Below are 26,242 nucleotides of genomic sequence, written 5' to 3'. Positions count from 1 at the left end.
AGTGCACTGCCTTCTTTTTTACATTATGCCTTCATACGAGATACTTCCCGGTTGAAAGGAAAGACAGCGTGGAACACCTACATGGAACGTATAACTTGGAACTGGTTGTTTTATCTTACATTATTGCTGCTCTAGCATCATATGCTGCACTTGACCTTGCTGGCCGGGTAAGCTTGGCGAAAGGAATATCCAGAAGGGTATGGCTTGCTTGCGGTGCCATGTCCATGGGACTTGGCATCTGGTCCATGCATTTTGTGGGCATGCTGGCTTTTGTTCTTCCCATGCATGTCTCCTATTCCATGGACAAAGTTGTCCTGTCCGTCCTGCTCGCAGTTGCTGCATCAGGGATTGGGTTACACATTGCAGGCCGGAAATCGGGCAATGTGCGCCAGATTGTTGCTGCCGGTCTGCTCATGACTGCGGGCATCACCAGCATGCACTATGTGGGTATGGCTGCCATGTCCGTTCCAATCAGTTACGAGGCAGACATGGTATTTGCTTCTGTACTGATCGCAGCAGGAGCCTCCTTTGCAGCCCTATGGCTTATGTTTTATTTGAGCCAGCACCGGACACGGTTCACTTGGGTTTACAAATTGGGCAGTGGGCTCATTATGGGTCTGGGAATCACAGGTATGCATTACACAGGGATGTCCGCTGCGCAGTTTCATCAGCATTCGCATGCCCAGATGGTCAATTCCATGATGCAGATTGAACCGGGGCTACTGGCATACCTGGTTGCAGCAGGTACGTTCCTTACCCTAGGACTGACACTCTTTGGCATTTATATCAATCAACGAATGTCCATGAAAGATCAGCGCATTCGTGAAAATGAGCAGTGGTACCAAGCGCTCTATGAGAACCATTCAGACGCCATTCTATCGGTAAACAATGAGGGAATTGTCAAAGGATTAAATGCTGCAGTTACGCGGATTACCGGATATCCGGAGCGATTAGTCATTCATCGCTCTCTGGATGAAATATCGAAGCATATTGATATCCACTGGAGTTCCGATGAGCTTCAAAGTGTGGATTTATCGGGTGCAAGCCTTGAACAGCGTTATTATACGGCAAGTATGAAAGGGATGGATGGACAGCATTTGGATTTAAGCATTAGCGTTGTACCTGTTTTGATCGAAGGTACAGATGTTGGCAGCCATATTCTAATCAAGGATATCACCGAGGAGAAGCAGGCTCAGGAGATGATTCGTCATCAGGCCACACATGATCCGCTTACTGGCCTGCCGAACAGACGTAAACTGGATGAGGTGCTGGCTGAAACGATTGCAGTTTCCGAAATATCCAATCATGCGTTTGCCGTGATGGTGATGGATATTGACCGTTTCAAAATGATCAATGATTCGCTGGGGCATTCCATTGGAGATGTTTTTCTTAGGGAGGTCAGCGACCGAATTCTTAAGGCAATCCGTGCATCCGATCCTAAAGGGATGGATAACGTGATGCTGGCCCGAATGGGTGGTGATGAATTCACACTGGTCGTCATGAATGAACAGGGGAATGAGGAGCGTGTGGCCAGCCTGGCTGAACAAATTGTTGAAGCTATCCAATTGCCGTACCGGTTAAAAGAGAATGATTTTTACGTTACAGCCAGTATCGGAATTGCCATGTACCCGGAGCATGGAACGGAAGTGGATACCCTGTTGAAGCATGCGGACACTGCCATGTATGAAGTCAAGAAAAATGGCAAAAACGGATTTCAGTTCTATACTACACAACTTGATTCGGAATTGTATGAGCGTATTGAGCTGGAGGGATATCTGCGCAAAGCGCTCGAACGCAATGAATTGCTCCTGTATTACCAGCCGCAGATTCGCACGGCGGATAGCCGGATGATTGGTGTGGAAGCTCTGATTCGCTGGAAGCATCCACACAAGGGGATTTTGTCACCAAATGTGTTCATTCCCATTGCAGAGGAAACGGGTATCATTTATGACATTGGGAACTGGACGCTGAGGGAAGCTTGCAGGCAGATGAAACAATGGCACGCTAGCGGTGGTCCATTAATTCCGGTATCGGTAAACCTGTCCAGCCAGCAATTTCATCAGTCCAACCTCGTGGAGCAGGTGAAGCTTGCTCTGGAGGAAACAGGGCTGGAAGCCCGCTACCTGGAACTTGAAATTACGGAAAGCATGATGATGGATGCTTCAGTCTCAACAGGCATACTGAATCAGCTTACTTCCCTCGGAGTCAAGATTAGCCTGGATGATTTCGGTACAGGGTACAGCTCGCTGAGTTACCTGAAGCATTTTCCGATTCATAAGCTGAAGATCGACCGTTCGTTTGTTACAGACATCACCGAGAATCAGAGTGACCAGGCGATTGTGGCGACGATTATCACCATGGCACAGAATCTGAAGATGGATGTTATTGCGGAAGGCATTGAGACCAAAGGACAGCTGGATATCCTGATGCAGAACGAGTGCAGGGAAATCCAGGGATACTACTTCAGCCGCCCGTTGCCAGCAAGTGAAGTGGAGCATGATTTCTTTGTTCCACTGCGCCTGCAGGGAAATCCGATCATTCATGGATAAGTAAACTTAAAACATGCCAAGCGGCAAGTCCCCGCCATCTGTCAGGGACTTGCCGCTTTTTTTGTCTCCATTTATATAGAAGAAACTTACATAAATTTGCGATGGTGCTTCTTGCCGTCATACGTAAACCAAATCGGTTTATCCTCGACGCGTGTCTCGACATGCACCGTTCGCCCCCAGAGCCGGTACAGGTAAGGGAGGGTGCGCTCCATATACTTCAGGTCCAGCTCAATGCCTTCATACTGGTGCTTCAGCACAAGTTCACCTGTTCGCAGGTAATCGGCGTCCTGAACGACCAGATACGGAGAGCCTCCGTTAATACGAGAGAATACAAGTTGATCACGTATGTTTTCCCAGGACTTGTCGGTGATTTTCCAGTCTGGGCCTTTTTTCTCGAATACATAGAGATCCAGATCTTCAGTCAGCTGCTTCGTCATGTAATTTCGGATGAAAGAGGTGTCAGAATCGAATTCGCGAACCTCAAACATTTTGGCACGGCCCTGACCGGGTTTGCGGCCAAAGCGCTCCTGTTCTTCCTTGGACGGATGATCCCAGCGGTGTTCAATATCTTCAAAAATTTTAAGCCCCAAGTAGTATGGATTCAAACTTTGTTTGGACGGCTGCACCACGGAAGAATTCAATTTGGCAAATTCGATCGTGTCTTCACTGCTCAGGTCGAGCTCGCGTATAATGCGTTGATGCCAGTAGGAAGCCCAGCCTTCGTTCATGATCTTGGTTTCCATCTGAGGCCAGAAGTAGAGCATCTCTTCACGCATCATACTCATAATATCCCGCTGCCAATCTGTCAGCACTTCCGAGAACTCCTGAATAAACCACATGATGTCCTTTTCTGGCTCGGGAGGGAAGTGGTGAACCTGTATTCCTTCGGGTGGAGCTTCCTCTTTCTGCATATCGTCAAGCGACCATAAGTCGTCATATCGTCCTTCTGGACGTGGGGTCTTCACACCACGCTGCTCCCGCATTTTCATCTCCATATAACGTTGTTTGTCCAAATGACGTGGTTTGATGAGTTGAGGGTCTACATGTTCTTGAATGGCGATAACGGCATCGATAAATGACTCAACAGCTTCGGTTCCGTACTCCATTTCGTAGTTGCTGATCCGGTCCGCCGTAGCGGCCATGCTTTCGACCATATTGCGGTTCGATTTGGAGAAACGGGCATTGTTTTTGAAGAAGTCACAGTGCGCGAGCACGTGGGCCACAATCAACTTGTTCTGAATCAGGGAATTGCCATCCAGCAGGAAGGCATAGCAAGGGTTGGAGTTAATGACGAGCTCATAAATTTTACTGAGGCCAAAATCATACTGCATTTTCATCTTGTGAAAGGTTTTCCCAAAGCTCCAGTGACTGAACCGGGTTGGCATCCCGTAGGCTCCGAAGGTATATATGATGTCTGCCGGGCAGATCTCATAACGCATCGGATAATAATCCAGGCCGAATCCATCGGCAATTTCCATAATCTCGGCAATGGCGTATTCAAGGTCGCGGATTTCATCTGTCATCTTACGCTGCCTCCTTCCCGTTTCTGGAAAAAGCTGCGCAAAGCTTTGTACACTTCGCCTTTTTCTTTGATCACATAGTACATAAACTGATCCATCTTAATATGTCGATAAGCCGACATTAATGTACTGCTGCGGTTATATTGATTGACCTCTCCATATCCAAACATGTTGCTGCGCTTCATTAGCTCACCAATCAGTTTCACGCAGCGTTCGTTATCCGAGGTAAGATTATCCCCATCTGAGAAATGAAACGGATAGATGTTGTAGCTGGAAGGAGGGTAACGCCGATCGATGATATCAAGAGCCTTCATATATACAGAGGAGCAGATCGTTCCTCCGCTCTCGCCGCGTGTGAAAAATTCCTCTTCCGTCACTTCTTTGGCTTCCGTATGGTGAGCCAGGAACACAATTTCAACCTTCTCGTATTGGCGGCGCAGAAAACGGGTCATCCAGAAGAAGAAGCTGCGAGCGCAGTACTTTTCAAAAGAACCCATGGACCCGGAAGTATCCATCATGGCGATAATGACGGCGTTGGACTGCGGAATAATTTTGTCTTCCCATGTCTTGTAACGCAGATCATCCGGACTGATATGATGAATACCTGGATTTCCGGTTGTGGCATTGCGCCGGAGGTTTTCAAGAATGGTTCGTTTCTTGTCAATGTTGGACTGCATGCCTTTTTTGCGGATATCATTGAATACCACGGTATGTGTTTCAATCTGATCCTTGTCTTTCTGCTTCAGATCCGGAAGCTCAAGTTCAGAGAACAGCATATCTTCCAGTTCTTCAATGCTGACTTCGGCTTCTACGATATCATGACCAGGCTGATCTCCGGCTTTTTCGCCTTTGCCCGGTTTTTGGGAGGCAGGATCACGACCGATGACATCCCCGACCTGACTGTCACCGTCGCCTTGACCGACGTGTTTTTGCTTTTGGTAGTTATACACAAAACGGTACTCATCCAGACTGCGGATCGGTACCTTGATGATTTGTTGTCCATCGGACATGATAATGTTTTCTTCCGTAATCAGATCAGGCAGATTTTGCTTAATGACATCCTTAACCTTTTGCTGATGGCGCTGCTGGTCCTGGTACCCTTTGCGGTGAAGCGACCAATCTTCCCGGGATACGACGAACGAGTAAGGCTGGTGTGAATTTGACATGTAGGCACCCCCCATTAATTACGCGGCACAGTTTGGCCTGTCGGTAATTAAGTATATTCACCGGCGGGGACGATATGTGATGCGAGAGGAGATAAAATGATACAATTTACGTGATTGCAATCTCGATCACCGCTCAAAATGCCTGATGCAGCTCGAACTTTTTACAGAAACGATGAACAAGTATGACAAACTTCCTTTAAAATAGGGACAGGCGTTGAATTGGCATTCTCTCAGGAATGCATGAAAAGGAAGGATTCTACTTGGATAAACGGGCCGTTAAAGCTTGGATTATGTACGACTGGGCCAATTCTGCATACGCGACCACAGTACTGGCCGCCGTTCTTCCGGTTTTCTATGCTTCGGTAGCTGCGGCAACACTGGATGAAGGCACAGCCGCATCTTACCTGGCCTATACGCACTCGGTAGGGATGTTATGTGTGGCCTTGTTAACCCCGCTGCTGGGAGCGTTGTCGGATCTGTCTGGCCGTAAAGGGGATTTTCTGCGCGTCTTTGCTATCACGGGAATGATTGCAACACTGGGCTTCAGCACGGTTGGGGAAGGGGACTGGTTGCTGGCCTCCGCCTTGCTTGTGATCTCGACCATTGGATTTGCTGGCGGGAATACTTTCTATGATGCTATGCTGCCTGATCTCGTTTCTGCGGAACGCAGGGATATGATCTCATCCAAAGGGTATGCGTATGGTTACATTGGCGGTGGATTACTGCTGGCTGTCAACATGCTCATGATCCAGCAGCCTGGTTGGTTCGGGATGGGAAGTACACTGGCAGGTACCCGACTTGCCTTTATTTCCGTAGCGCTCTGGTGGCTGTTATTCTCCATCCCGCTGTTCCGTCATGCTCCCCGCCGTCCTGCGGCACCGGATATGCCTGAATCGTGGAAGGGATACGCAGAGGTGGGCATACGCAGAATGCGCCAAACCTTTCGCCAAATGCTTCGTTTTCCCCAGCTGATTCGAATGCTGGTGGCTTTTTGGTTTTTTAATGACGGGATCAATACGATCATTCTAATGGCGACGATCTATGGGACGAGTATTGGCATCGGGACAGCCGATCTGATGCTTGCGCTGCTGCTCACCCAATTTATCGGTTTCCCATGCACCTTGCTGCTTGGCGCATGGGCACAGCGTTGGGGGGCGAAGCAGATATTGATGTTGAGTCTGTCCATCTACGTGTGTATTGTCATCCTCGGATATTTCATGACAGAAGCTATCCATTTCTACTTGCTTGCCGGGCTCGTTGGCGTAGTGCAAGGTGTCAGTCAATCGACTGCCCGTTCATTATTTAGCAACCTGATGCCTTCAGGCAGAACAGGGGAGTATTTTGGCTTTGTTAACATCACCGGCAAATTTTCATCCATTTTCGGCCCGTTTGTTTTTGGCTGGGTGGGCCAGATTACGGGTTCAAGCAGGTGGGGCATTCTTTCCCTCCTCTTTTTCTTCCTTGCAGGTATGGCCGTTCTAATGACAGTTAAAGTGAAGCAAGGCATGAACGACGCACTTGAGGCAGATCGGGAAGACAGCCGTATTTTGGAATCCATTGCCCCTTCTTCTGGAGTGAATGCTAAGGCATAGTGGATAATAGAACACAACCCTTTTTTTGAAAAGAGATAATAAAAAAATAGCTGCTCCGGAACTGTTTATCAGAAACAGATTCGGAGTTTTTTCATGTTTGTGCACAGTCATATTTCGTAGGGAGAGTGGAATAAGTATGGAGTGCTGAGTTGTTGGTGGAGGGAAAAGAGTGAACGGAAAAGGAAATTATGAAAAAGTGAAAATAAAAGATTGACATGATACATTTTGTATCATAGAGTAAAACTATGAATACACAACGTATCTGAAAGATGTCGAAACATCATAGAATTGGAATTGTACATCTTCTGTTTCTTCAGAAAAAAGGATGAGAATTCGATGACCAACTGCATGCTCATTATATTCGGACAGAGGAGGGGATGCCGGTGGTAGATGTTCAAGGTAACGGACTTGTCTTTTTACTCTGTGTCCCTCGTAGTGGAAGCTCACTATCCACCGTCATGCTGCAGAACCACAGCCGCATGTTTGCAACACAGGAAATGTGGTTTCTGATGAATCTGGTGGATCTGTCGAAAGCGGATGCTCGTCCTTACGGAGGAAGCCCCATTATTCATCAATTTTATAGTTCCATGGTCTCAGATGATGTATATGAAAAGGCATGCAGGAGTTTTGCCCTTGAAATATATAACGGATTTCTGCAGGGGAATGCAGCAGATTTCGTTGTCGATAAATCTCCGCGTTATTATTATATGCTCGAATGGCTGGATCGACTTTTTCCAGAGTCCAAGCGTATCCACCTTCAGCGTAATCCACTCTCCATCGCTGCTTCCTACAAGAAAGTTAATCGTAACCAAGGAGAAGGGTTTGATCTGGTCAGCAGTTTAACAAGCCCACATCTGAATATGAAAGCCGTTGATCTTACACTCGGCTTGCTTCGCTTAAATGATTATTTCGCAGTAAAGCATGCAAATGCATATGAGCTCCGTTATGAACAGCTGGTCTCCAAGCCTAAAGAAGAAGTCGAAAAGTTGTGTGAGTTTCTCGGCGTTGGTTATGAAGAGGGCATGGAGCAATATGGCCTTCATGTAGACAGTTCGAAATCCAGCATGTTCTACAGTATGGGGGTCGGGGACCCGTTCTTGTCCACGCATCAAGAAGCACACAAAAATTCTGTTAACAACTGGAAAAGTATATTGAATACTTCTGAAGTCGAAACCTATTGCCGTGTTCTGGGGGCAGACGTGTTCCATCGTATGGGTTACTCTGAGCAGCTGCAAGAGGCGGAACAATGGACAGGAGTCCGTTATGAAGCAGCCCCGGATCAGGAAGTCATTGAACGACTTGGCCATCAGTTTACGGAAGCAACGGGTTGCAGATGGCAACCACATTACAGCATAAAGGGATCCCCATCCATAAGTACGACGAGAGATGAGATACACAGAGCAGCCCACCGTACGGAGTCCGATACAGATCCAACCTTAGCTGCGCTTGCCACAATCAGACAATTGGAAGCAGCACTTCGTGCAGCAGATAACCGCTTGGAGCGAGGATACAGTGAGCAGGAACGATTGAAGAAGCAGCTGGCTTCTGCTCATAGCAAGCTTCAGCGAATTAAATCCTGGATTCCATTTGGTAACCAAATCAGTGCGTGGGCATCCCAGCGCAAGCTACTTCGGGGAGGAAAGTCATGAGTGCCATAGCGGGAATTGTTCATACCGATGGTCAGGAAGCGTTTTGGGAAGATAGCTGGCGCCTGTACGCGAGCCTGGGACATATTCCGGCGGATACAACCGGGGTTTGGAAAGGGAACCAGGCATTCCTGAGTTGTCATGCTCAGTGGATCACACCCGAGTCAGTCCATGAGAAGCTGCCTTTGGTTGATGAGGTCAGTGGTCTCACGATAACCGCGGATGCTATTTTGGATAACCGGGAGCAGCTCGCTGATCAGTTATTCATCTCCAGAAGCCAGTTGTCCGTCCTCTCGGACAGTGAACTGATCTTGCGAGCCTATCAGCAATGGGGTGAACAGGCAGCCAGCAAGCTGATTGGGGACTTTGCTTTTGCAATCTGGGATGTCCGCAAGCGGACATTGTTTGCAGCGAGGGATATCACCGGCATGAGAACGTTGTATTATCGGCATGACGGCAAACGTTTCTCATTTTGCACACTGATTGGCCCTTTGCTTGATCTGGAAGGGGTAACCAAGGATTTGAATGAGACCTGGTTATCCGAATTTCTGGCCATCCCGGAAATGCATGGCTCGGCAGATATTCACATGACGGCTTATTGTGGAGTGAACCAGTTACCCCCTGCTCATACCCTGGTCTTCCGAGCAGCCACTCTCCAAGTGGAACTGAAGCAGTATCATCGCTGGGACGAAGTAGAGCCGCTGCTTCTCAAATCCGATGGGGAATACGTTGAAGCATTTCGTGATGTGTTCACTCAGGCGGTCAGTGCCCGCTTACGAACCCATCGGCAGGTAGCAGCTGCATTAAGCGGTGGACTGGATTCCGGTGCTGTTGTTGGCTTTGCTTCTGGCTCCCTGCGCAGTCAGGGGAAGAGGCTGAATGCGTACAGTTACGTGCCAGTGTCTGATTTTACGGATTATACTTCCAAAACGCTGCTCGCTGATGAACGACCTTTCATTCGCTCCACAGTGGATCATATCGGGAATATATCGGAGAACTATCTTGATTTCGAGGGCAGAAGTCCTTTTAGTGAGATCGATACCTGGCTGGACATGATGGAAATGCCTTATAAGTATTTCGAAAATTCATTCTGGATCCGAGGGTTTTACGAAAAGGCAAGCCAGCAGGATGCAGGTGTTCTCCTTACAGGAGCCAGGGGGAATTTCACCATTTCCTGGGGACCTGCACTGGACTATTACGCCAGTCTCATGAAACGCGGCCGATGGATCCGCTTGCTGCAGGAGATGAGGCAATATTCCCAGCGAACAGGCATGAAATTTTCCAAGATTGCTCGTATTACCGCACAAAAAGCCTACCCGGAACGTTTCCATACTGCCTCGAAGGGGGCAGCCAATGTCGCGACGAGCCAACTTATACATCCGGAATTTGCGAGCAGAACCGGGGTGCTGGAGAGACTCGGATCACTGGTTATGCTTCAGGGAGGCGCTAGAGCAGATGCGCTGAAAGTAAGAGCCGAGAAATTCAACAATCTGGCCATAGCAAACAAGAATGGAGCAGTAGCTACCAAATGTTCCTTGCGTTACCGGGCATGGGAGCGTGACCCCACCAGTGATGCCCGTGTCATACAGTTTTGCCTGTCGGTGCCCATCGAACAGTATGTCAGCAAGGGAACAGATCGCTCCCTGATCCGGCGTGCAACTTCACCTGAATTGCCTGATATGGTGAGACTCAATCAACGTGTTCGCGGCATACAGCCCGCGGATTGGCTGCACCGGATGATCCCTGATTGGGGTGCTTTTACCTCAGAAGTGCAGACGCTTTGTTCTGATAGTCGTGTAGCCGGCATATTAAACACCGACCGGATACAATTGGCGCTTAAAAACATTCCGCAGCCGCGGCCTGAACTTGCTTCTCACCCTGATATGCGTTTGATGATGCACAGCCTGATCGTATATCGCTTCATCCGCAAATTTTGAACGATAGATTTACATACTAGGCAGCATTGTAGACTCTTGAAAGGAGGTGACAACAATGGAAAAGAAAGAATGGCAAGCACCTGCACTGGAAGTGTTGGAAGTAAACCAAACTATGGCTGGAACTGGATTCAGACAAATCGACTGGATCTCCGATCACGATGCTGACCTCTACGATCCAACTTCCTAAGTTATTAAGTTTTATGAAGAGCTATCATACTTAAAGGGCGGAAAGACAACATCATCTTTTCGCCTCCGCCCTTATATTTGATTCCTATGAATATAAGGGCTTTTTTACATTCAGCATTGCTAAGGAGGAGTCATTCATTGTTGCCTGTGCAGTATGAAGCATATGGATTGCGTTGGCTAAGCCAATTTCAAATGCCAGAACTCCAGATCGTGCAGAACAGTAGTCAGGATGCTGGTGATATTGACGTACATATCCAGTCTGCCGATTTAACCGCGCTTTGGGAAGCGTGGAATCTGGGGAATGAAAATTTCGTATCTCGTGACGGCAGCCTTTTTTTTCGAATTGAAGACACAGGCATCTTTCTGATTGAGCAAGGACGCAGAATTATCGTTAACCCTAAGCAGAACGCTGATGAAAAAAAAGTCCGATTGTTTATTCTCGGTACTTGCATGGCTGTCATCATGATGCAGCGGGGCATTCTGCCACTACACGGAAGTGCTGTGGTTATTGATGGCTGGGCTTATGCATTTGTGGGTCATTCAGGTGCTGGGAAATCCACTTTATCGGCAGCTCTGGCTTCACGCGGGTATCCGCTTCTGACCGATGACGTCGTTGCACTAACCTGGGATGCCGGAGGAAGAGCTATTGTATCTCCAGGGTATCCGCAGCAGAAGCTGTGGCAGCCCAGCCTGGATGGGTTTGGCATGAAAGAAGAGAATTATGCCACCGTGCATGCCGAGATAACGAAGTATGCGATACCGGTTAAACATTATTTTCATGAGAGAGCTGTCCCGCTCGCCGGCATTTTCGAGCTGAATCCCAAACCGGATGACGTAAGGAAGCCCATTCAATTGACGCAGGTTCACGGACTGGAAAGACTTCATCTGCTGTGTACACATACCTTCCGAAGTACTCTTGTCGCAAGACAAGGCCTTGCACAGTGGCTGTTCGAGACTGTTTCCAGATTATCAGCGAGCATAGAAATTTGTAGATTGACGAGGTCAGGTTCTGATTTTACTGCATTTGAGATGGTTGAACGGATCACAGATCATGTACGCAAAGGAGTGCACACAGAACAATGAAAAGTACAAAACAATTCGATTGGAAAGATCGTGTGAAGCAGAAGGAAGGCAATCTTGTCAGTGATATGGGCGGAGAAAAGGTCATGATGAGTATCCAAAGTGGAAAATACTACAATCTAGGCAGTACTGGCGGGCGCATCTGGGAACTGCTGTCACAGGAACGGACAATCGCCGACTTGGTTGATGTTCTTGCTACCGAATACGAGATTGATGTAGATACCTGTCATGCGCAAGTCATTCCGTTTCTTGAGCACATGTCCCGTGAGGGACTAATCGACGTTGTTCACGAGGATTAAGACGATGCTGCGCAAAATCAAAGCTTATCGTTCATTGCCCCGTGAAGTCAGGCTAATGGTATGGGAGGCTTACATTCATTTGGGGTGGGCACGAATCCTCAAAGCCAGACCTTTTGCCAAAATCGCCCCTGGGCTCGGCACAGCACAATATGAAACCTCGATGAACGGATTGAATCGAAATCAGATTATAGCGATTAGACATGTTTCCAAAGCCATTTTGCTGGCGAGCAAGTACACATTATGGGAAAGCCGCTGTCTAGTCATGGCGATCGCTGCAATGAAGATGCTGGAACGCCGCAAAATAGAGAGTACGCTGTACATGGGAACTGCGCGCAGTAAGCAAGGACAAATGATGGCTCATGCCTGGCTGCGAAGTGGAAAAATTATCGTAACCGGGGCAGATACTATGGACCAATATACGGTTGTCGGCGTGTTTGGCAAGCGTTGTCCGGAGAAGGGAACTGGAGAAATTGTCTATGAATCCTGAATTTGATGACTATACAAAAGGGTTTCCACAGGAGCTCAAGCTCATTTTGACAATCATGAAAGATGAGCTGGACGGACTTGCTCCGGAAGCAGTCAAAGCTATAACCGAAGGAATAGACTGGAAGCTCTTTTTACGACTTGTCTATCATCACAGATTGTACTCGGTCCTATATATGAAACTCAAAACATTAGAATCTCCCTTCATTCCTGCGTCTGTTGTAGAGAGTTTAAGGCAGGAATATACGGCGAATACGTTTCGCATGCTTCATCTGACCGCGGCGATGGAACAGGTCTGCGGAGCTTTCAACGAACAGGGAATTCGGAGTATTACGTTAAAAGGACCGGCACTCGCCCACGATCTGTACGGAGATGTATCCTTAAGAACATCCAAGGATTTGGACATTCTCATTCCTTTTGATGATGTGGAGTCTGCGGAACAGATTTTGGAAACGCTCGGTTATGTATCTAAGGAAGGAAAACGGCGCCCAACCGTGCAGAGCTGGAAATGGCGCGAGCATCATATCTGTTACAAGCATCCTATTAAGAAGACTCAAGTGGAAATTCACTGGCGGCTTAATCCGGATTCCGGAAAAGAAACGGACTTTGAGTTGCTGTGGCAGCGCAGTCGGTTCAGTACGTACACGCAAACCCCGATCCGCATGCTGGAAAGAGAAGACTTATGGGCATATCTGGTAACTCACGGCGCCCGACATGGCTGGTTCAGACTGCGCTGGCTAATGGACATCGATCAGATGATTCGCAGCATGCCTGTAGATGTAAACCTGTTAACCAGACGCCTGAAAGCTGAAGGGCGGCTCGTTATTGGTGCCCAAGCGCTTCGCCTTGTATCCGTGCTGATGAACACACCACTGGATGCTGATTATCGCAGCTTAATGTCCTCTCAAGAACGAGCAGGAGAACGGCTGGCTAAACATGGTGTGTTATTTATGAATGATATGCTGGACACGCCGGCAAATTTACGTAGTTACCGCTCCTATCTGTTTGCACTGAGAAGTACCAGGCAGAAAATGTTTTTCTTCATTGAACGATTATATCCAAGTACCTGGGATGTGGAACAAATGCCGCTTCCGCGCTCTTTGCACTTTCTGTATTTTCCGTTACGTCCTTTCCTCTGGTTCTGGCGGCGAATGAAAAGGAACGCGATGACGGAAAGGGGGTAACGAATGATTTCAGAACTTCGATTTTATATGCGCAAGCTTCGTGATGTAACAGGACCCATTCTCTATTGGAACTTACTAGGCATGATCTGCATTAGTTTGATGGAGGGAATTGGCATCTATATGCTAGTCCCGATGTTAAGTTTGATCGGTATATTTGAGATGGGTACAACCGGTTTACAGTTATCTTGGCTGTCCGAATGGTTAGGTCGTCTTTCCGAGAACAGTCAATTAGTGTTGATATTGAGCATTTTCGTGGTTATCCTCTCCGGACAGGCCTGGCTTCAACGTATGCAGACGATTCGAAATACCCGAATTCAACAGCAATTTATAAGAACTTTGCGACAGGAAACGTACCGGGCCATTATTATGGCCAAATGGTCCTTTTTTCTCCAAAAACGAAAATCCGATTTCAACCATATATTAACGACAGAACTTGCACGAGTCAGTCAAGGCACGAATCTGATCCTGCAAATGGCTGCGTCCTTGATTTTTACAGCTATTCAGATTGGGCTCGCTTTTTGGCTATCTGCGAAGTTAACTGCGATTGTACTCGTCTTTGGACTTCTGTTGTTCTTCGTGCTCAAGAAGTTCGTGCAGCGGGCCAAGCAAATCGGTGATCAGACATCCGAGCTATCCCAGCACTATTATAATGGTATTACAGAGCATTTTAACGGTATCAAGGATATCAAGAGCAACATGCTTGAGGAGTCGCATATCGGATGGTTTGAAAAAATATGTAAACGCATCGAGCGAAATGTCATTCAATTCAGCCAGTTGAACAGTGGAACACAGCTCATTCACCGCGTATCCTCTGCTGTTATTATTGCTGCCTTCATCTACCTGTCACTGCGTGTTCTTGCTGTACCTCCGGCGAGTTTACTGCTGATCATTCTCATTTTCTCCAGGCTATGGCCTAGGTTTACATCCATTCAGTCCAATCTGGAGTATATTAGCTCCATGCTGCCCGCCTTTCAGCTCGTCAGAAAGCTGCAGGCTGAAACCAATTTAAGTCGTGAAATTAGTAGTTCTACCACAGATACAAGAGCTTCAAACCGGAATATCGAAAAAGAAATTCATCCGATTCAGCCGCTTGAACTTATGCGATCCATCGAATGTATAAATGTTAATTACCGTTATGAGGGCAGTTCAGCTTATTCGCTCGAAAATGTTAGTGCATCCATTCCTGCGAAAGGGATGACAGCCATTGTGGGTAAATCAGGTGCTGGAAAGAGTACCTTGATTGATCTCATTATGGGGCTGGTCCGTCCAGAAAGTGGGCAAATTCTCATCGATGGTGTTCCACTGTCTGAGGAGCAGTTATTGGCGTGGAGAAGTTCTATTGGATATGTGTCCCAGGATCCATTTCTGTTCCATACAAGCATTCGTGAGAACCTGCGACTGGTTGACCCTAACGCAAGTGAGGAACAGATGTGGCAAGCCTTGCAGTTTTCCTCCTCAGCAGCATTTGTCCGCAAACTTCCTCACGGATTGGATACGATGATTGGAGATCGTGGGATTCGGTTATCCGGAGGGGAACGCCAGCGTCTTGTCCTGGCAAGAGCGATGCTGCGCAATCCGTCTGTACTCATTTTGGATGAAGCCACAAGTGCGCTGGACAGTGAGAACGAGCAGCACATTCATGGGGCACTTGAACGACTCAAAGGACATGTTACCATAATCGTAATTGCCCATCGTTTGTCCACGATTCGCACAGCGGATCGGGTGATTGTACTGGAGGACGGCCGAGTAATTCAGCAGGGAGGGTACCAACAATTATCCACTGACCCTGTGGGAACCTTCAGCAAGTTGTTGAATATGCAGGCCGGTGTTGTAGGCCAGTAATCGATGGATAAAATCATACTCACGCACACTCCAAAAAGGCACAGGGTCGTCACTGTGCCTTTTGTCTATAATGGGTCCATAACCTGAATCCATACGTATGCGGATTAAATCTGACTGGTAGTAGGAGCGAGAGGAAGCTGAAGTGCTCCTGTTAATTCCAGGTACTGCACAATCTTGTGAATGGCTTCGTCCAAGGACAGTTGTTCCGTATCAATAATCAGTGAAGGATCCTCTGGAACATCATAAGGTGCTGAGATTCCTGTAAAATGGGGGATATTCCCGCTGCGAGCTTTTTTGTACAACCCTTTTGGATCGCGCCTTTCACATTCTTCGATGGAACACTGCACATAAATTTCAATAAAATCTTCAGGCTCAAATAATTGTCTGACCATTTCCCGATCCTGTGCATGAGGAGAAATAAAGGCTGAAAGAACGAGTAATCCGGCGTCCACCATCAATTTGGCCACTTCACCAATACGGCGTAAATTCTCTTGTCGATCTTCCGATGTAAAACCAAGATCGCGATTGAGCCCATGACGCACATTGTCTCCATCAAGTACATAACAGCGAACGCCTCGGCCATGCAGATGTTGTTCCAAGGCAAATGCAAGTGAGGATTTACCAGCACCGGATAATCCGGTAAACCACAACGCACGGCTGCGATGGCCGTTATGTAATTCCCGTGCATGCCTGCTTAAACTCGATTGCTGCCAAGTAATATTGCGCTCTTCCTTCGACATGGAAATCCGCCTCTCCAACTCATGATATGTAATATATTTTAACATATTTACAAGAATATAGCACGATCTTTAATGATCTGAGGTTTAGCGTGAACTTCATCATTTTCGGGTATAGAAGTAGTACACCCATAGCAGGAGGAAGAGCAATATGAACGAAAAAATACAGAAAATACAGGTTAGCTTTCAATGTGCGGACTGTGAGCATGACATTCTTGTGAGTTTTGCTGCACAACAGGTAAGTACCGTACGATGCTCCGGGTGTAATAGGGCTTACACCTTAATGAAACCCACGATTGGTGAAGAAATATTGCTCGATTGGGAGCAAGAGGCGTTATATCATAAGATGCGGGCAGATCGTTCAGAGATGGACTACGACAGCATGTCGGCACTTATTATTAAGGTGATCGAACTGCTGACCTGGCGTGATCGTGGTGACGGGCAAACGAAGGCGATCGAAACGGTCAGGGAATGGTTGTCCTCCAGCGGTAAGCCGCAAACATTAATTGAGTTGCTGCATCAACCCGAACAAAGCAACAAACGATTCTAATGCGGTCATGGCAAGTGTCATGGAAAAGGTACATACATTCGCTGTTCCGGTGGCATATTACCTGTAGGGGCTCGTGATAGGAAGCGACAACCCATTATTCAGGAACAGGAGCGGTTGAAAATGAAGCGACTGGTTTTATATATGCTGTTGACTGCCTTATCGGCGTTCAGCATTTTTCCGGTGCACACCGAAGCATCGCCCGTTACCGGAGCATATCACTTTGGCTTCAAGAGAAGCCAAAACGGGCAGCTGCCCTCTATTGACCAGGAGGGTTTTAAGTCGATCCTGGAAAACAATGAAGCGATCTTTTTGGGGGATACCAAACAAAAAGAATTGTATCTCACGTTTGATAACGGATATGAGAATGGATTTACACCTGCCATTCTGGATGTGCTGCGTGATAAGAAAGTTCCTGCCGCATTTTTCGTCACTGGTCATTATCTGAAGGATCAGCCGGAATTGGTAAAGCGCATGGCTGCTGAGGGACATATTGTTGGCAACCATTCCTGGAGCCATCCGGATATGACCCGGGTATCCAACGAAAAGCTGAAAACAGAGCTTGAACAGGTCAAGGCGGAAGTGAATCGTTTAACCGGCCAGCAAGCCACTTTTTTGCGTCCGCCGCGTGGTATTTTCAATAACCGTACGCTTGCGGAGAGCCATGCTCAGGGGTACATCAATGTATTCTGGTCACTGGCTTACAAGGACTGGGATGTCAATGTACAGCGCGGAGCTGACTATGCACGACAACAGGTGCTCAAACAATTACATCCTGGCGCTGTTATTCTCCTGCATTCAGTCTCCAAAGATAACACAGAGGCACTGGGTTCGATCATAGATGAAGCACGGAAACAAGGATATGCGTTCAAGAGCTTGAATGACTTGAAAACAAAAAGTTATTAATATAGGAGTAATGTAAAGGGCATCCTTGGCTGAGTACAGCCAGGATGCCCTTTATGCGCTGGTTATCGTCGTTTAACCAACGTCAACGTTTATTGCTTTTTTTACAGAACCGTGTTATAGATGATACCTATTGTTTTGGGTCCGCAATGGCTGCAGATTACACATCCTGCTGTAGTTAATTCAACTCGTCCACCAGTTTGATCCTGCAGGGATTTCTGCAGCTCAAGTGCATCCTCTTCAGCCATGGTATGTACAACAATGATGAGGTCTGTGTCGATCCGCTGCTTTTCGCTGAGTGTATTTTGCAGCATTTGGTCCAGCGCCTTTTCCCTTTTTCCACGGACTTTGTAGGCTGGTGACATCTTGCCATCTGTTACCCGAATGACCGGGCGAATCTTGAGAAGGCTTCCGATCAGGTTTTGCATGCCTGAACAGCGTCCACCCTTGTGCAGATATTCCAAAGTATCAATCACAAATTCAGTCCGTACATTGGGCTTCACTGCTTCAACCAAATGAGTGATTTCTTTCAGGCTCTGACCTTTCTGCGCAGCATGCACTGCCTTCATGACAAGCAGTCCAATTCCGGAGGAAAGATTGAGTGAGTCCACAACAGAGATGCGGCCTTCGGGAAACTCTGAACTTGCCAGCAGTGCATTTTGATAAGTGGATGATAGCTCAGAAGACAAACTAATATACAGGATGTCGTCCCCTTGTTCTATGTATGGTTGAAAAGCCTTTATGAAATCAGCGGGGGATGGAGCAGCCGTTTTGGGCAGTCGTCCGTCTTTACTTACGCGCTCATACAGCTGTTCAGGTGTGATTTCAACACCATCCTTCAGCGATTCATCACCGAACACAACGTACAACGGAATAATCCCGATATCGTGAGTCTTAATCCAGTTTGGATTCAGATCACTCGTGCTATCTGCAAAAATCTTGATTCTTGACATGTCAATCTCCTTTGGATACGAGAATTTGGCTAAATGGTGTGGTCTGGTTGTTTTACGTCATATAAATGCCTGCCAGAATGAGTCCTGCAAATGTAAGGATCATGATACCGTTAAGGATTGTACCGATAATGGGAAATACCTTTTTACGATTTTTAAGCACAAGACCGATGACTCCGAGAATAAGACCGGCCAGATTTAGAACAAGGCAAACCAGGATAAACAAGGATGCCATCAATACAGCTGGATGCAAAGCAATTTCCTCAACCTGCACAGGCTGTGTTATCGTCCCAAGGGCACTGCTAAGTGCTATGGTAGCGAGGAAGAAGGTCAAAATAAAACCCAAGAGGGCTACCAGTCCAATGACAAAACTTGCGATACCCGGACCTGAATGTTTCGTTTTGTTCAGTACGGGATCTGTTGGATCTGCCGGATTGGTCGTAAAAGGATCATTACTGCCGGCTTGTTCATACGTATTTTGATGTTCCATTAATATCATTTCCCTCCCTACTCGTTATTGATTGTTATTAACCTCATTTAAGCATGGTGATTCTCCTGATGGTTACAGGAGTACAGACCCTTTTACTTTTCCACAACTACCGATAAAAATCAAGGTTTCTCTTTACTTTATGCCCATCAGACCAACCTTTCGATCCACATCTCAACGCCATATGTATGGAAGCTCATAACATCCCACTGAACTGGTAAACAGCTCAGAGATTCGCTAAAATAAACATTAGTGTGACATGACATAAGGGGAGAGAAGTGAAATGCAACGAGTATGGATGACAGTTGGAGCCGTGATGACAATGCTGTCTGTAGCGATTGGTGCGTTCGGTGCCCATATGCTTAAGGAAAAAATCGGCGCAGATGCGATTGCCGTATATGAAACCGGAGTGCAGTATCACATGATTCATGCCCTGGCCCTGTTGATTGTTGGGTTAACAGCTGGTCAACTTGGGATGTCCTCCAAGCTAAAATGGGCAGCGCGTCTGTTGTTTATCGGTATTATTGTGTTCTCCGGCAGCTTGTATGTACTTAGTATTACGGGCATCAAAGTTTTAGGTGCCATTACACCTATTGGTGGAGTTGCTTTTATTGCTGGATGGCTGTTATTTGCCTTAGATGTGTGGCAACGAGGGAAAGAGCGCTCCTAACTAGGGTGTGACTACCCAACTGGTCAATTGTCCGTGAGAAGTCAGGAATCAGCTTACATGAGAATGGAAAAAGCAACTTACGGGAATAATGTGAAATTTCCACGTAAGCTGCTTTTTTGGTTTGCGTTCGTAATGGATCTACAAAAACTCATCAATTTCATTCGTACGGAAGGTGTAGACCTGTTTTTCATCCACATGGTAGACACTTACAATGCTGTTATCCCGATCAAAATTCAAAATGCGGCATGGAATACTCTGATGTTTGCCGTTCTTGTTGTTGACCACAATTCGTGTAAGCCGGTTTTCCTTAATGAGGGTATCAATCCATTCATCAAAGGAATTTCCCAGAGAAGAATTGGCCGACTCTGGTGCAGCTGCATTCTGAGAAGAAACCGTTTCCTTTTGGTCTTGTGGTTTTGCCGAGTTTGATGAATTTGTTGATTGATTCGATGGAGCTGTTTTCAGTCCGCTCAATTGAGATTTTTTCCGTTCGTGGTGAAGGGAGGTGATCGAATCTTTCCTGGACTGGATCGTTGCTTCAATAATCTTGCCAAGCTCTAAGCCAGATTGAATGCGAAAGTCCGCAATTTGTTCCTCTTTGTTCATGAGCTCCAACAGGGACTGTAGCGCCAAGGCATTCGAGCGGCTTTTGATAAGAATGTCGACATTAAATAAAAAGCCAACTTCTTCTCCGTTGGATAAGGTTTCCTTCATTCATCCCAGCCCCGTTTGTAGATATGTCAGTCGATAAATACGCTTCAATTCACTATATCATTAATGTGGCAATAATCATAGTACTAGAGACGCAGAAAATAACAAGCAGCACTACGGTGCTGATACAGTTTTTATTGGGCTAGATACATATCCTGCATCTCTTTAATTTTATGGGATGTGGAGAGAAATTTAGTATGAATCACAAAGGATCCAATTTTAATTTAAAGTGACCTTTTTAAGCCTTTTAGTTTGTTTTCCGCAGGTGTCCACACCGAGACTCGGAATGGGGCATACAATTATCCTGACCTGCGGGAATAGGAGGTGGATCGTGAGATTATGGTGAGCATGGAGCCGATTGTAGTTGGAGAGCATGTGCTGGTTGGGGTGGAAGTGAAGTTACCCAAAACGACGTTACTGACAATCAACACATCCAAAGGATATATCATGTGTGGAGCACTTGATGTCGGATTACTTAACGAAAAGCTTGGGGATCGCAAGATTATTGCAGCTCGAGCGGTTGGGGTGAGAACACTGGATCAGCTGCTGCACGCGCCGATGGAGTCCGTCACAACCGAAGCGGAAGCGATGGGCATAACGGTTGGTATGACAGGTGTAGAGGCATTGCTGAAGATGATCTGATTCGGGACAACGTACGATGAAATGAAGAGAGCAGCTGAGGTAGCTTCGGAACAGTGCTGATGCGACTGGACTGAGTTCTGCAATGGTTTTATAAGAAAAAGTAAAAGGGCCCCCTTACGGGCCCTTTTTTATGTGCAGCATCTAAGTCAGATGCTATTTTATACTTCTTCTTTGGCAAACAAGGCTGCTAGGTTTTCTTTGAACGGAGCACGAACGACACCTTTTTCCGTAATGATTGCAGTTACATACTCATTAGGCGTTACATCAAATGCAGGGTTAAATACTTTCACCCCTTGCGGTGCTGTACGTTTGCCAAAGCCTTCGGTTACTTCCTCGGCAGAACGCTCCTCGATCGGGATGAGATCTCCGGAAGGTGTGGACAAGTCAATGGTGGACAGCGGGCTGGCTACATAAAACGGAATATTATGCGCTTTGGCAAGCACCGCTACGCTGTATGTCCCGATTTTGTTCGCCACATCACCATTTGCCGCGACGCGGTCTGTACCAACGATAACGGCTTGTATCCATCCTTTGGACATCACCATACCTGCCATATTGTCACACAGAAGGGTAACATCGATCCCCGCCTGCTGCAGTTCAAATGCGGTAAGCCGCGCGCCTTGAAGAACAGGACGAGTTTCGTCTGCAAATACTTTAAGTTGAATGCCACGTTCCTGAGCGAGATACATTGGCGCGGTTGCCGTGCCGTATTTGGCTGTGGCAAGTCCACCAGCGTTGCAGTGCGTAAGCACACCCATACCATCTTCGAAGAGTGGAAGGGCATGTTCTCCGATCATCCGGCAAACCTCTTCATCCTCTTTTTGAATCAGGAGAGCTTCTGCTTCGAGTGCAGCATTGCTATCTTCAATGCTTGTTCCAGCTTCAGCCAGATCACTTGCCTTTTGCATCATTCGATCGAGTGCCCAGAACAGATTCACCGCTGTTGGGCGTGAAGTGGCCAGATGGGCACAAGTGGACTTTACATGATCAAGCCAGCCTTGAATGAAAAGTCCATCGTAAGCTTTAGCCCCCAATACGACACCGAATGCAGCAGCGATTCCAATAGCTGGAGCACCGCGGACTTTCATGGAGTGAATGGCTTCCCACACTTCTTCAGGCGTGTACAGCTTAAGCATCAGAATGGTTTCGGGCAGAAGGCGTTGATCAAGCATTTCAAGCTTGTCCTGTTTCCAATTGAGGGAGGACAGAGGCTGATGTTCAGGGGTTGTCATGGATGTTCCTCCGTTCCTAAGTTTAAACTTTAATTGAGGAGATGGCTGTGGACACAAGGTCCAGCACTTCACCAATGGTATTCAGTCGGCGATTGTTCTTGATTAACGTTTTACCAATAGCAAGTGCTTTGCGCTGAGCATGTTCACGTTCTGTAGCATCCTGAATTGTATCAATATCTGCCACGTGGGCAAGGCCGACAATGCGGCGTACCATTTTCGCACCCGCGAAGCCAATGGAATCTCTGAACAATTGTTGTACATAAAGGTCTCGATATCCCGGGGCTTTCGCCATTGGATCAACGAGATCAGATTCCCATAATGCACGGAAGCGGGTCTCAAATTCATTCCATACATCACGAACCATATCAAGCAACAGCGTTTCGCGGTCACGCAGTGCATTTTCATCCTGAATCCAGCCTGGCAGAGAAGCATAGTTCAAAAGCAGGTTGGCGAGTACAGCACCCACGTCGAATCCCATCGGACCATAGTAGGCAAACTCGGGATCAATAACTTTGGTCGATTCTGGTGTGACAAAAATACTTCCCGTATGAAGGTCACCATGAAGCAGAGCTTGTCCATGTGTGAGGAATTTTTCCCGAAGCAAGGCCACTTCCAGATGCAATGCTCCGTCTGTGCGAAGGGCTTCAGCCTCGTCCTCGATGGAAGGTTCATAATTGTTTTTCTCAGCGATCCGGTATGGTTCGTCAAAGATCAGATCTTCCGTGATTTTACACTGATCGGGATTCACGAATCGACCCTGCTTTTCCTTCTTCAACTGTTGATTCATACCGAGATCGGATGTGAAGAAAAGCGTTCTTGCCATGAATTCTCCAATATGCTGTGCGAAGAGAGGGTATGTGACACCTTCAATGAGGCCTTTGCGCATAATTACATGATCACTGAGATCTTCCATAACCGTCAACGCGAGATCATCATCATAGTGGTACACTTCTGGTACCATCCCCGGGCAGAGACGATACTCTTCCTGGAGAATTTCGCGTTCAATCCGGGCACGAACCAGGGACAGAGGCCAAGATTCGCCAACGACTTTCGCATAAGGAAGGGCCTGTTTGATAATGATACTTTTATCGGAGTTCTGATCCGTGATATGGAAAACCAAATTCAGATTACCGTCTCCGATCTCACGGCATTCCAGATTTGCATCTGCCGTAAATGGACCCGGTAAGGTTTTGGCCAGTTCGATTGCTTCTTGGGGGGTTAACGGGTGATATTGAGACAAGGATGCCACCTCCATATATATGAAGAAACAGGAAAACCCACTTCTTTGCTTGGTATAAGTCAGTATATCGGAATTAACCCGTTTTTTGTACCCTTTTTTTAAGGCCAGCCCTATTGGACTTGTTTCGAAGCCAGTGTGCCAGGGTAAAAACAAATAGGCCGGACGGTTCACAAATTACCGCCTACAAGGCCAGCCGCTATGCAGCGGTGACGAATTGTTTAACTCTCTGTTATGTAAGGCAGATTCATCTGTCAACTCTACATAATAGACTAATTTTATAATAAAGGATGGGATTCACATGGCTACAAAAAACAAAACAGATCAAGCAAAATCAGTTGAACAAGTACTTAATCGTCAGGTTGCTAACCTGAACGTCCTGTATGTCAAAATTCATAACTATCACTGGTATGTAAAAGGACCAAACTTTTTCACGCTGCATGTGAAATTTGAAGAGTTCTATAATGAAGTTACTGTACAAATGGATGAAATCGCTGAGCGTATTCTTACCCTTAAAGGCAGCCCTGCAGCTACCATGAAAGAGTACCTGGAGCTCTCTTCCATCCAGGAAGCTGCAGGTGGCGAAGATGCAAAAACAATGGTGCAAAACCTGATCGAGGACTTTGCTACGCTGTCCAATGAGTACCAGGAAGGTATCGAAGTAGCAGAAGCTGCAGAAGACCAACCGACATCCGACATGCTGACCGGTTTCAAAGCCGATCTGGAGAAACACATGTGGATGCTGCGTTCCTTCTTGGGTTAAGCCACAACATAGAGCCGTGTAATAAAGTTAATGTCTTCTATAAAGGAGCACTTCCCAAACCCTTGATCTTAAGCTGTTGTCAGGAACAGACAAAGCGTCTATACTGCTGACAAGACAGATTTCGGGAGGAGATCCGCATGTTAGGCACAACGATACCGGCATTAAAAGAGTGGGCTTCCGCAATTAAAGCGCTGGAAAACGGTCACCAGATTCTGGTGATGCGCAAAGGCGGTATTGTGGAGGAAACCAGACATTTTGAGCTGAAAAGTCCAGCATTTTATCTGTATCCGACTTATGAACATCAGCGTAAAGAACTGATTAAGTCCTCAGATCATTCGTATGTTGAAGAATCATTGGCCGAATGGGTGCCCGAAGCTTCGACAATCCGCATCACTGCATATGCCGAAGTGATACAGGATTTGGAGATCAGAGATCAGGAGATGCTGGATCGACTTCATGACTTTCATATATGGACATCGGATTTTGCCGAAGACCGCTTGAAGTGGAAACGGAAAGATCCGTTACATGTATTGATACTCCGTGTGTACCGTTTGAATGAACCGATGGAAATACCGGTGCTGCCCGAATATAATGGGTGCCGTTCCTGGATTTCCATTCCGAATGGTCCGGTGCCGCGCGAAATGACGCCGGTAGTGGATGTTGCGGATTTTGCCGAACAGGTACAGAAGATTAACGATATGCTCAAAATATAAAATGAAATAAGGAAGGGCTTGTCCAGATTATGGATAAGCCCTTTTTGGCTGACTAACACGGAATGAAATAATGAATTACAGTGATTTTTCTCACTGTGAGTTGGAAGAAATAACGGTTTCTCATTTGATTCAAACCCGCTTTTATTATAGAATCAGGTAGAATCATGTTTCCTGAGATGACAAGTGTTCTCGGAAATGACTTGATAATCAATGAGAATCAGTTTAGAATTATTCTAAAGTGATTATTGCTTTGGAAATTGCGGTACTTGTAGAAATTCAGGGGAAGCCCTGTTCAGATATTTAATAGGCGCTTTTTCGTTTTCGACAGCAAACATCAATTTAATCAATGGAGGGAAACAATACACATGGCTACGAATTTCGTCATTGAAGGTCTGAAAGCGACGATCGAAGGTAAAGAAATCCTGAAAGGCATTAACCTGGAAATGAAAGGTGGAGAAATCCACGCAATCATGGGTCCGAACGGAACAGGTAAATCCACATTGGCATCGGCTCTGATGGGTCACCCTAAATATGAAGTAACTGACGGTACAGTAACCCTTGATGGTGAAGATGTACTGGACATGGCAGTAGATGAGCGTGCGCGTGCAGGTCTATTCCTGGCTATGCAATATCCGAGTGAAATCGCAGGCGTAACGAACTCCGACTTCCTGCGCAGTGCAATTAACGCACGCCGCGGCGAAGGTAACGAGATCTCCTTGATCAAGTTCATTCGTCAAATGGAAGGAAAAATGAAAGAACTCGACATGAATCCAGAGTTTGCACACCGTTACCTGAACGAAGGTTTCTCCGGTGGTGAGAAAAAACGTAACGAGATTCTGCAAATGATGCTGCTTGATCCAAAAATCGTAGTTCTTGATGAGATCGACTCCGGTCTGGATATCGACGCTCTGAAAATTGTAGCAAATGGTGTAAATGCAATGAAGAGCGAAGAGCGTGGATTCCTTATCATCACTCACTATCAGCGTTTGTTGAACTACATCACACCTGATTATGTGCACGTTATGATGCAAGGTCGTATCGTGAAATCCGGCGGACCTGAACTGGCTCACCGTCTGGAAGCAGAAGGATATGACTGGGTTAAGGAAGAGCTGGGAATCACGGATGAAACTGTAGGCCAAGAAGCGTAAAGACAAAACGGAGGAGGA

25 protein-coding genes are annotated in these 26,242 nt (G+C 46.8%); 17 read left to right on the top strand and 8 right to left on the bottom strand.

The window, feature by feature from the left end:
• Positions 1–68: 68 nt before the first annotated feature.
• Positions 69–2,549, top strand: coding sequence for an EAL domain-containing protein (locus tag CHH60_RS09875; RefSeq protein ID WP_095359061.1), 2,481 nt, complete (start codon positions 69–71; stop codon positions 2,547–2,549).
• Positions 2,550–2,635: 86 nt separating this feature from the next.
• On the opposite strand, the gene CHH60_RS09870 is transcribed toward CHH60_RS09875, so the two are convergent.
• Positions 2,636–4,072 carry a SpoVR family protein gene (locus tag CHH60_RS09870; protein WP_095359060.1) on the bottom strand — a complete coding sequence of 479 codons (1,437 nt, stop codon included), beginning with the start codon at positions 4,070–4,072 and terminating at the stop codon, positions 2,636–2,638.
• Entirely contained in the window at positions 4,069–5,235 is a 1,167-nt protein-coding gene (yhbH, locus tag CHH60_RS09865) for a sporulation protein YhbH (RefSeq protein WP_095288248.1), read from the bottom strand. The genes CHH60_RS09870 and yhbH overlap by 4 nt, the downstream gene beginning before the upstream one ends.
• A gap of 260 nt (positions 5,236–5,495) precedes the next feature.
• On the opposite strand from yhbH, the gene CHH60_RS09860 reads away from it, so the two are divergent.
• From CHH60_RS09860 to CHH60_RS09825, 9 genes are all read left to right on the top strand, one after another.
• Positions 5,496–6,827 carry an MFS transporter gene (locus CHH60_RS09860; RefSeq protein ID WP_095359059.1) on the top strand — a complete coding sequence of 444 codons (1,332 nt, stop codon included), beginning with the start codon at positions 5,496–5,498 and terminating at the stop codon, positions 6,825–6,827.
• Positions 6,828–7,204: 377 nt separating this feature from the next.
• Positions 7,205–8,476: a sulfotransferase family protein gene (locus CHH60_RS09855; protein WP_441339387.1), complete on the top strand. Its 1,272-nt coding sequence runs from the start codon at positions 7,205–7,207 to the stop codon at positions 8,474–8,476.
• Positions 8,473–10,410: an asparagine synthase-related protein gene (locus tag CHH60_RS09850; RefSeq protein ID WP_095359057.1), complete on the top strand. Its 1,938-nt coding sequence runs from the start codon at positions 8,473–8,475 to the stop codon at positions 10,408–10,410. Before CHH60_RS09855 ends, CHH60_RS09850 begins: the two co-directional genes overlap by 4 nt.
• Positions 10,411–10,465: 55 nt before the next feature.
• Complete coding sequence (locus tag CHH60_RS29550; protein WP_110821067.1) at positions 10,466–10,597, top strand: paeninodin family lasso peptide; 132 nt, start codon at positions 10,466–10,468, stop codon at positions 10,595–10,597.
• Positions 10,598–10,734: 137 nt separating this feature from the next.
• Complete coding sequence (locus tag CHH60_RS09845; protein ID WP_095359056.1) at positions 10,735–11,679, top strand: HPr kinase/phosphorylase; 945 nt, start codon at positions 10,735–10,737, stop codon at positions 11,677–11,679.
• The gene (locus CHH60_RS09840; RefSeq protein WP_095359055.1) at positions 11,676–11,975 is read left to right on the top strand and encodes a lasso peptide biosynthesis PqqD family chaperone; all 300 of its coding nucleotides are present in this window, start codon (positions 11,676–11,678) and stop codon (positions 11,973–11,975) included. The genes CHH60_RS09845 and CHH60_RS09840 overlap by 4 nt, the downstream gene beginning before the upstream one ends.
• A gap of 4 nt (positions 11,976–11,979) precedes the next feature.
• Positions 11,980–12,462 carry a lasso peptide biosynthesis B2 protein gene (locus CHH60_RS09835; RefSeq protein WP_095359054.1) on the top strand — a complete coding sequence of 161 codons (483 nt, stop codon included), beginning with the start codon at positions 11,980–11,982 and terminating at the stop codon, positions 12,460–12,462.
• The gene (locus tag CHH60_RS09830) at positions 12,452–13,642 is read left to right on the top strand and encodes a nucleotidyltransferase domain-containing protein (protein ID WP_095359053.1); all 1,191 of its coding nucleotides are present in this window, start codon (positions 12,452–12,454) and stop codon (positions 13,640–13,642) included. Before CHH60_RS09835 ends, CHH60_RS09830 begins: the two co-directional genes overlap by 11 nt.
• 6 nt (positions 13,643–13,648) lie before the next feature.
• The gene (locus tag CHH60_RS09825) at positions 13,649–15,484 is read left to right on the top strand and encodes an ABC transporter ATP-binding protein (protein WP_176476028.1); all 1,836 of its coding nucleotides are present in this window, start codon (positions 13,649–13,651) and stop codon (positions 15,482–15,484) included.
• Positions 15,485–15,588: 104 nt separating this feature from the next.
• Here CHH60_RS09825 and cysC read toward each other — a convergent pair whose 3' ends face one another.
• On the bottom strand, positions 15,589–16,224 hold the full coding sequence (gene cysC, locus CHH60_RS09820; RefSeq protein ID WP_095359051.1) for an adenylyl-sulfate kinase: 636 nt from the start codon (positions 16,222–16,224) through the stop codon (positions 15,589–15,591).
• Between the two features lie 148 nt (positions 16,225–16,372).
• On the opposite strand from cysC, the gene CHH60_RS09815 reads away from it, so the two are divergent.
• Together CHH60_RS09815 and pdaA are read left to right on the top strand one after the other, a co-directional pair.
• Entirely contained in the window at positions 16,373–16,771 is a 399-nt protein-coding gene (locus CHH60_RS09815; protein ID WP_095359050.1) for a hypothetical protein, read from the top strand.
• A gap of 120 nt (positions 16,772–16,891) precedes the next feature.
• Positions 16,892–17,674 (top strand): delta-lactam-biosynthetic de-N-acetylase, encoded by a 783-nt coding sequence (gene pdaA / locus CHH60_RS09810; RefSeq protein ID WP_095359049.1) that lies wholly within the window; start codon positions 16,892–16,894, stop codon positions 17,672–17,674.
• Between the two features lie 101 nt (positions 17,675–17,775).
• Here pdaA and CHH60_RS09805 read toward each other — a convergent pair whose 3' ends face one another.
• Both CHH60_RS09805 and CHH60_RS09800 read right to left on the bottom strand, forming a co-directional pair.
• Positions 17,776–18,624, bottom strand: a complete 849-nt coding sequence (locus tag CHH60_RS09805; RefSeq protein ID WP_095359048.1) for a DegV family protein — start codon at positions 18,622–18,624, stop codon at positions 17,776–17,778.
• A 52-nt stretch (positions 18,625–18,676) separates the two neighbouring features.
• Entirely contained in the window at positions 18,677–19,111 is a 435-nt protein-coding gene (locus CHH60_RS09800) for a hypothetical protein (protein ID WP_095359047.1), read from the bottom strand.
• A 280-nt stretch (positions 19,112–19,391) separates the two neighbouring features.
• Between CHH60_RS09800 and CHH60_RS09795 the strand changes: the two genes are divergently transcribed.
• Positions 19,392–19,778: a DUF423 domain-containing protein gene (locus CHH60_RS09795; RefSeq protein WP_095359046.1), complete on the top strand. Its 387-nt coding sequence runs from the start codon at positions 19,392–19,394 to the stop codon at positions 19,776–19,778.
• Between the two features lie 138 nt (positions 19,779–19,916).
• Here the strand turns inward: CHH60_RS09795 and CHH60_RS09790 are convergent, their stop codons facing one another.
• The gene (locus CHH60_RS09790) at positions 19,917–20,492 is read right to left on the bottom strand and encodes a hypothetical protein (RefSeq protein ID WP_095359045.1); all 576 of its coding nucleotides are present in this window, start codon (positions 20,490–20,492) and stop codon (positions 19,917–19,919) included.
• 336 nt (positions 20,493–20,828) lie between these two features.
• On the opposite strand from CHH60_RS09790, the gene CHH60_RS09785 reads away from it, so the two are divergent.
• The gene (locus CHH60_RS09785; RefSeq protein ID WP_095359044.1) at positions 20,829–21,131 is read left to right on the top strand and encodes a YunC family protein; all 303 of its coding nucleotides are present in this window, start codon (positions 20,829–20,831) and stop codon (positions 21,129–21,131) included.
• A gap of 158 nt (positions 21,132–21,289) precedes the next feature.
• Here CHH60_RS09785 and mtnA read toward each other — a convergent pair whose 3' ends face one another.
• Together mtnA and mtnK are read right to left on the bottom strand one after the other, a co-directional pair.
• Positions 21,290–22,363 (bottom strand): S-methyl-5-thioribose-1-phosphate isomerase, encoded by a 1,074-nt coding sequence (gene mtnA, locus CHH60_RS09780; RefSeq protein WP_095359043.1) that lies wholly within the window; start codon positions 22,361–22,363, stop codon positions 21,290–21,292.
• A gap of 22 nt (positions 22,364–22,385) precedes the next feature.
• Positions 22,386–23,603, bottom strand: a complete 1,218-nt coding sequence (mtnK, locus tag CHH60_RS09775; protein WP_095359042.1) for an S-methyl-5-thioribose kinase — start codon at positions 23,601–23,603, stop codon at positions 22,386–22,388.
• 298 nt (positions 23,604–23,901) lie between these two features.
• Between mtnK and CHH60_RS09770 the strand changes: the two genes are divergently transcribed.
• The 3 genes from CHH60_RS09770 (at position 23,902) to sufC (ending at position 26,224) form a co-directional block, all read left to right on the top strand.
• A complete protein-coding gene (locus CHH60_RS09770) occupies positions 23,902–24,363 on the top strand; it encodes a Dps family protein (RefSeq protein WP_095359041.1) in 462 nt (153 codons plus the stop codon).
• 137 nt (positions 24,364–24,500) lie between these two features.
• Positions 24,501–25,076 (top strand): DUF1802 family protein, encoded by a 576-nt coding sequence (locus CHH60_RS09765; protein ID WP_095359040.1) that lies wholly within the window; start codon positions 24,501–24,503, stop codon positions 25,074–25,076.
• 365 nt (positions 25,077–25,441) lie between these two features.
• Complete coding sequence (gene sufC / locus CHH60_RS09760) at positions 25,442–26,224, top strand: Fe-S cluster assembly ATPase SufC (RefSeq protein WP_095359039.1); 783 nt, start codon at positions 25,442–25,444, stop codon at positions 26,222–26,224.
• Positions 26,225–26,242: the final 18 nt, after the last annotated feature.

Origin of the sequence: Paenibacillus sp. 7523-1 (assembly GCF_002276415.1) — a bacterium.
Lineage (GTDB): Bacteria > Bacillota > Bacilli > Paenibacillales > Paenibacillaceae > Paenibacillus > Paenibacillus illinoisensis_A.
Note: the sequence above shows the minus strand (reverse complement) of the source record. Positions and strands in the feature narration are given on the sequence as shown.

Bases quoted from the DNA above. Each gene is read 5' to 3' on its own strand.
- CHH60_RS09870 (WP_095359060.1), bottom strand. From the start codon at position 4,072: ATGACAGATGAAATCCGCGACCTTGAATACGCCATTGCCGAGATTATG.
- yhbH (WP_095288248.1), bottom strand. From the start codon at position 5,235: ATGTCAAATTCACACCAGCCTTACTCGTTCGTCGTATCCCGGGAAGAT.
- CHH60_RS09855 (WP_441339387.1), top strand. From the start codon at position 7,205: ATGCCGGTGGTAGATGTTCAAGGTAACGGACTTGTCTTTTTACTCTGT.
- CHH60_RS09850 (WP_095359057.1), top strand. From the start codon at position 8,473: ATGAGTGCCATAGCGGGAATTGTTCATACCGATGGTCAGGAAGCGTTT.
- CHH60_RS29550 (WP_110821067.1), top strand. From the start codon at position 10,466: ATGGAAAAGAAAGAATGGCAAGCACCTGCACTGGAAGTGTTGGAAGTA.
- CHH60_RS09840 (WP_095359055.1), top strand. From the start codon at position 11,676: ATGAAAAGTACAAAACAATTCGATTGGAAAGATCGTGTGAAGCAGAAG.
- CHH60_RS09835 (WP_095359054.1), top strand. From the start codon at position 11,980: ATGCTGCGCAAAATCAAAGCTTATCGTTCATTGCCCCGTGAAGTCAGG.
- CHH60_RS09830 (WP_095359053.1), top strand. From the start codon at position 12,452: ATGAATCCTGAATTTGATGACTATACAAAAGGGTTTCCACAGGAGCTC.
- cysC (WP_095359051.1), bottom strand. From the start codon at position 16,224: ATGTCGAAGGAAGAGCGCAATATTACTTGGCAGCAATCGAGTTTAAGC.
- CHH60_RS09815 (WP_095359050.1), top strand. From the start codon at position 16,373: ATGAACGAAAAAATACAGAAAATACAGGTTAGCTTTCAATGTGCGGAC.
- pdaA (WP_095359049.1), top strand. From the start codon at position 16,892: ATGAAGCGACTGGTTTTATATATGCTGTTGACTGCCTTATCGGCGTTC.
- CHH60_RS09805 (WP_095359048.1), bottom strand. From the start codon at position 18,624: ATGTCAAGAATCAAGATTTTTGCAGATAGCACGAGTGATCTGAATCCA.
- CHH60_RS09800 (WP_095359047.1), bottom strand. From the start codon at position 19,111: ATGGAACATCAAAATACGTATGAACAAGCCGGCAGTAATGATCCTTTT.
- CHH60_RS09795 (WP_095359046.1), top strand. From the start codon at position 19,392: ATGCAACGAGTATGGATGACAGTTGGAGCCGTGATGACAATGCTGTCT.
- CHH60_RS09790 (WP_095359045.1), bottom strand. From the start codon at position 20,492: ATGAAGGAAACCTTATCCAACGGAGAAGAAGTTGGCTTTTTATTTAAT.
- CHH60_RS09785 (WP_095359044.1), top strand. From the start codon at position 20,829: ATGGTGAGCATGGAGCCGATTGTAGTTGGAGAGCATGTGCTGGTTGGG.
- mtnA (WP_095359043.1), bottom strand. From the start codon at position 22,363: ATGACAACCCCTGAACATCAGCCTCTGTCCTCCCTCAATTGGAAACAG.
- CHH60_RS09770 (WP_095359041.1), top strand. From the start codon at position 23,902: ATGGCTACAAAAAACAAAACAGATCAAGCAAAATCAGTTGAACAAGTA.
- CHH60_RS09765 (WP_095359040.1), top strand. From the start codon at position 24,501: ATGTTAGGCACAACGATACCGGCATTAAAAGAGTGGGCTTCCGCAATT.
- sufC (WP_095359039.1), top strand. From the start codon at position 25,442: ATGGCTACGAATTTCGTCATTGAAGGTCTGAAAGCGACGATCGAAGGT.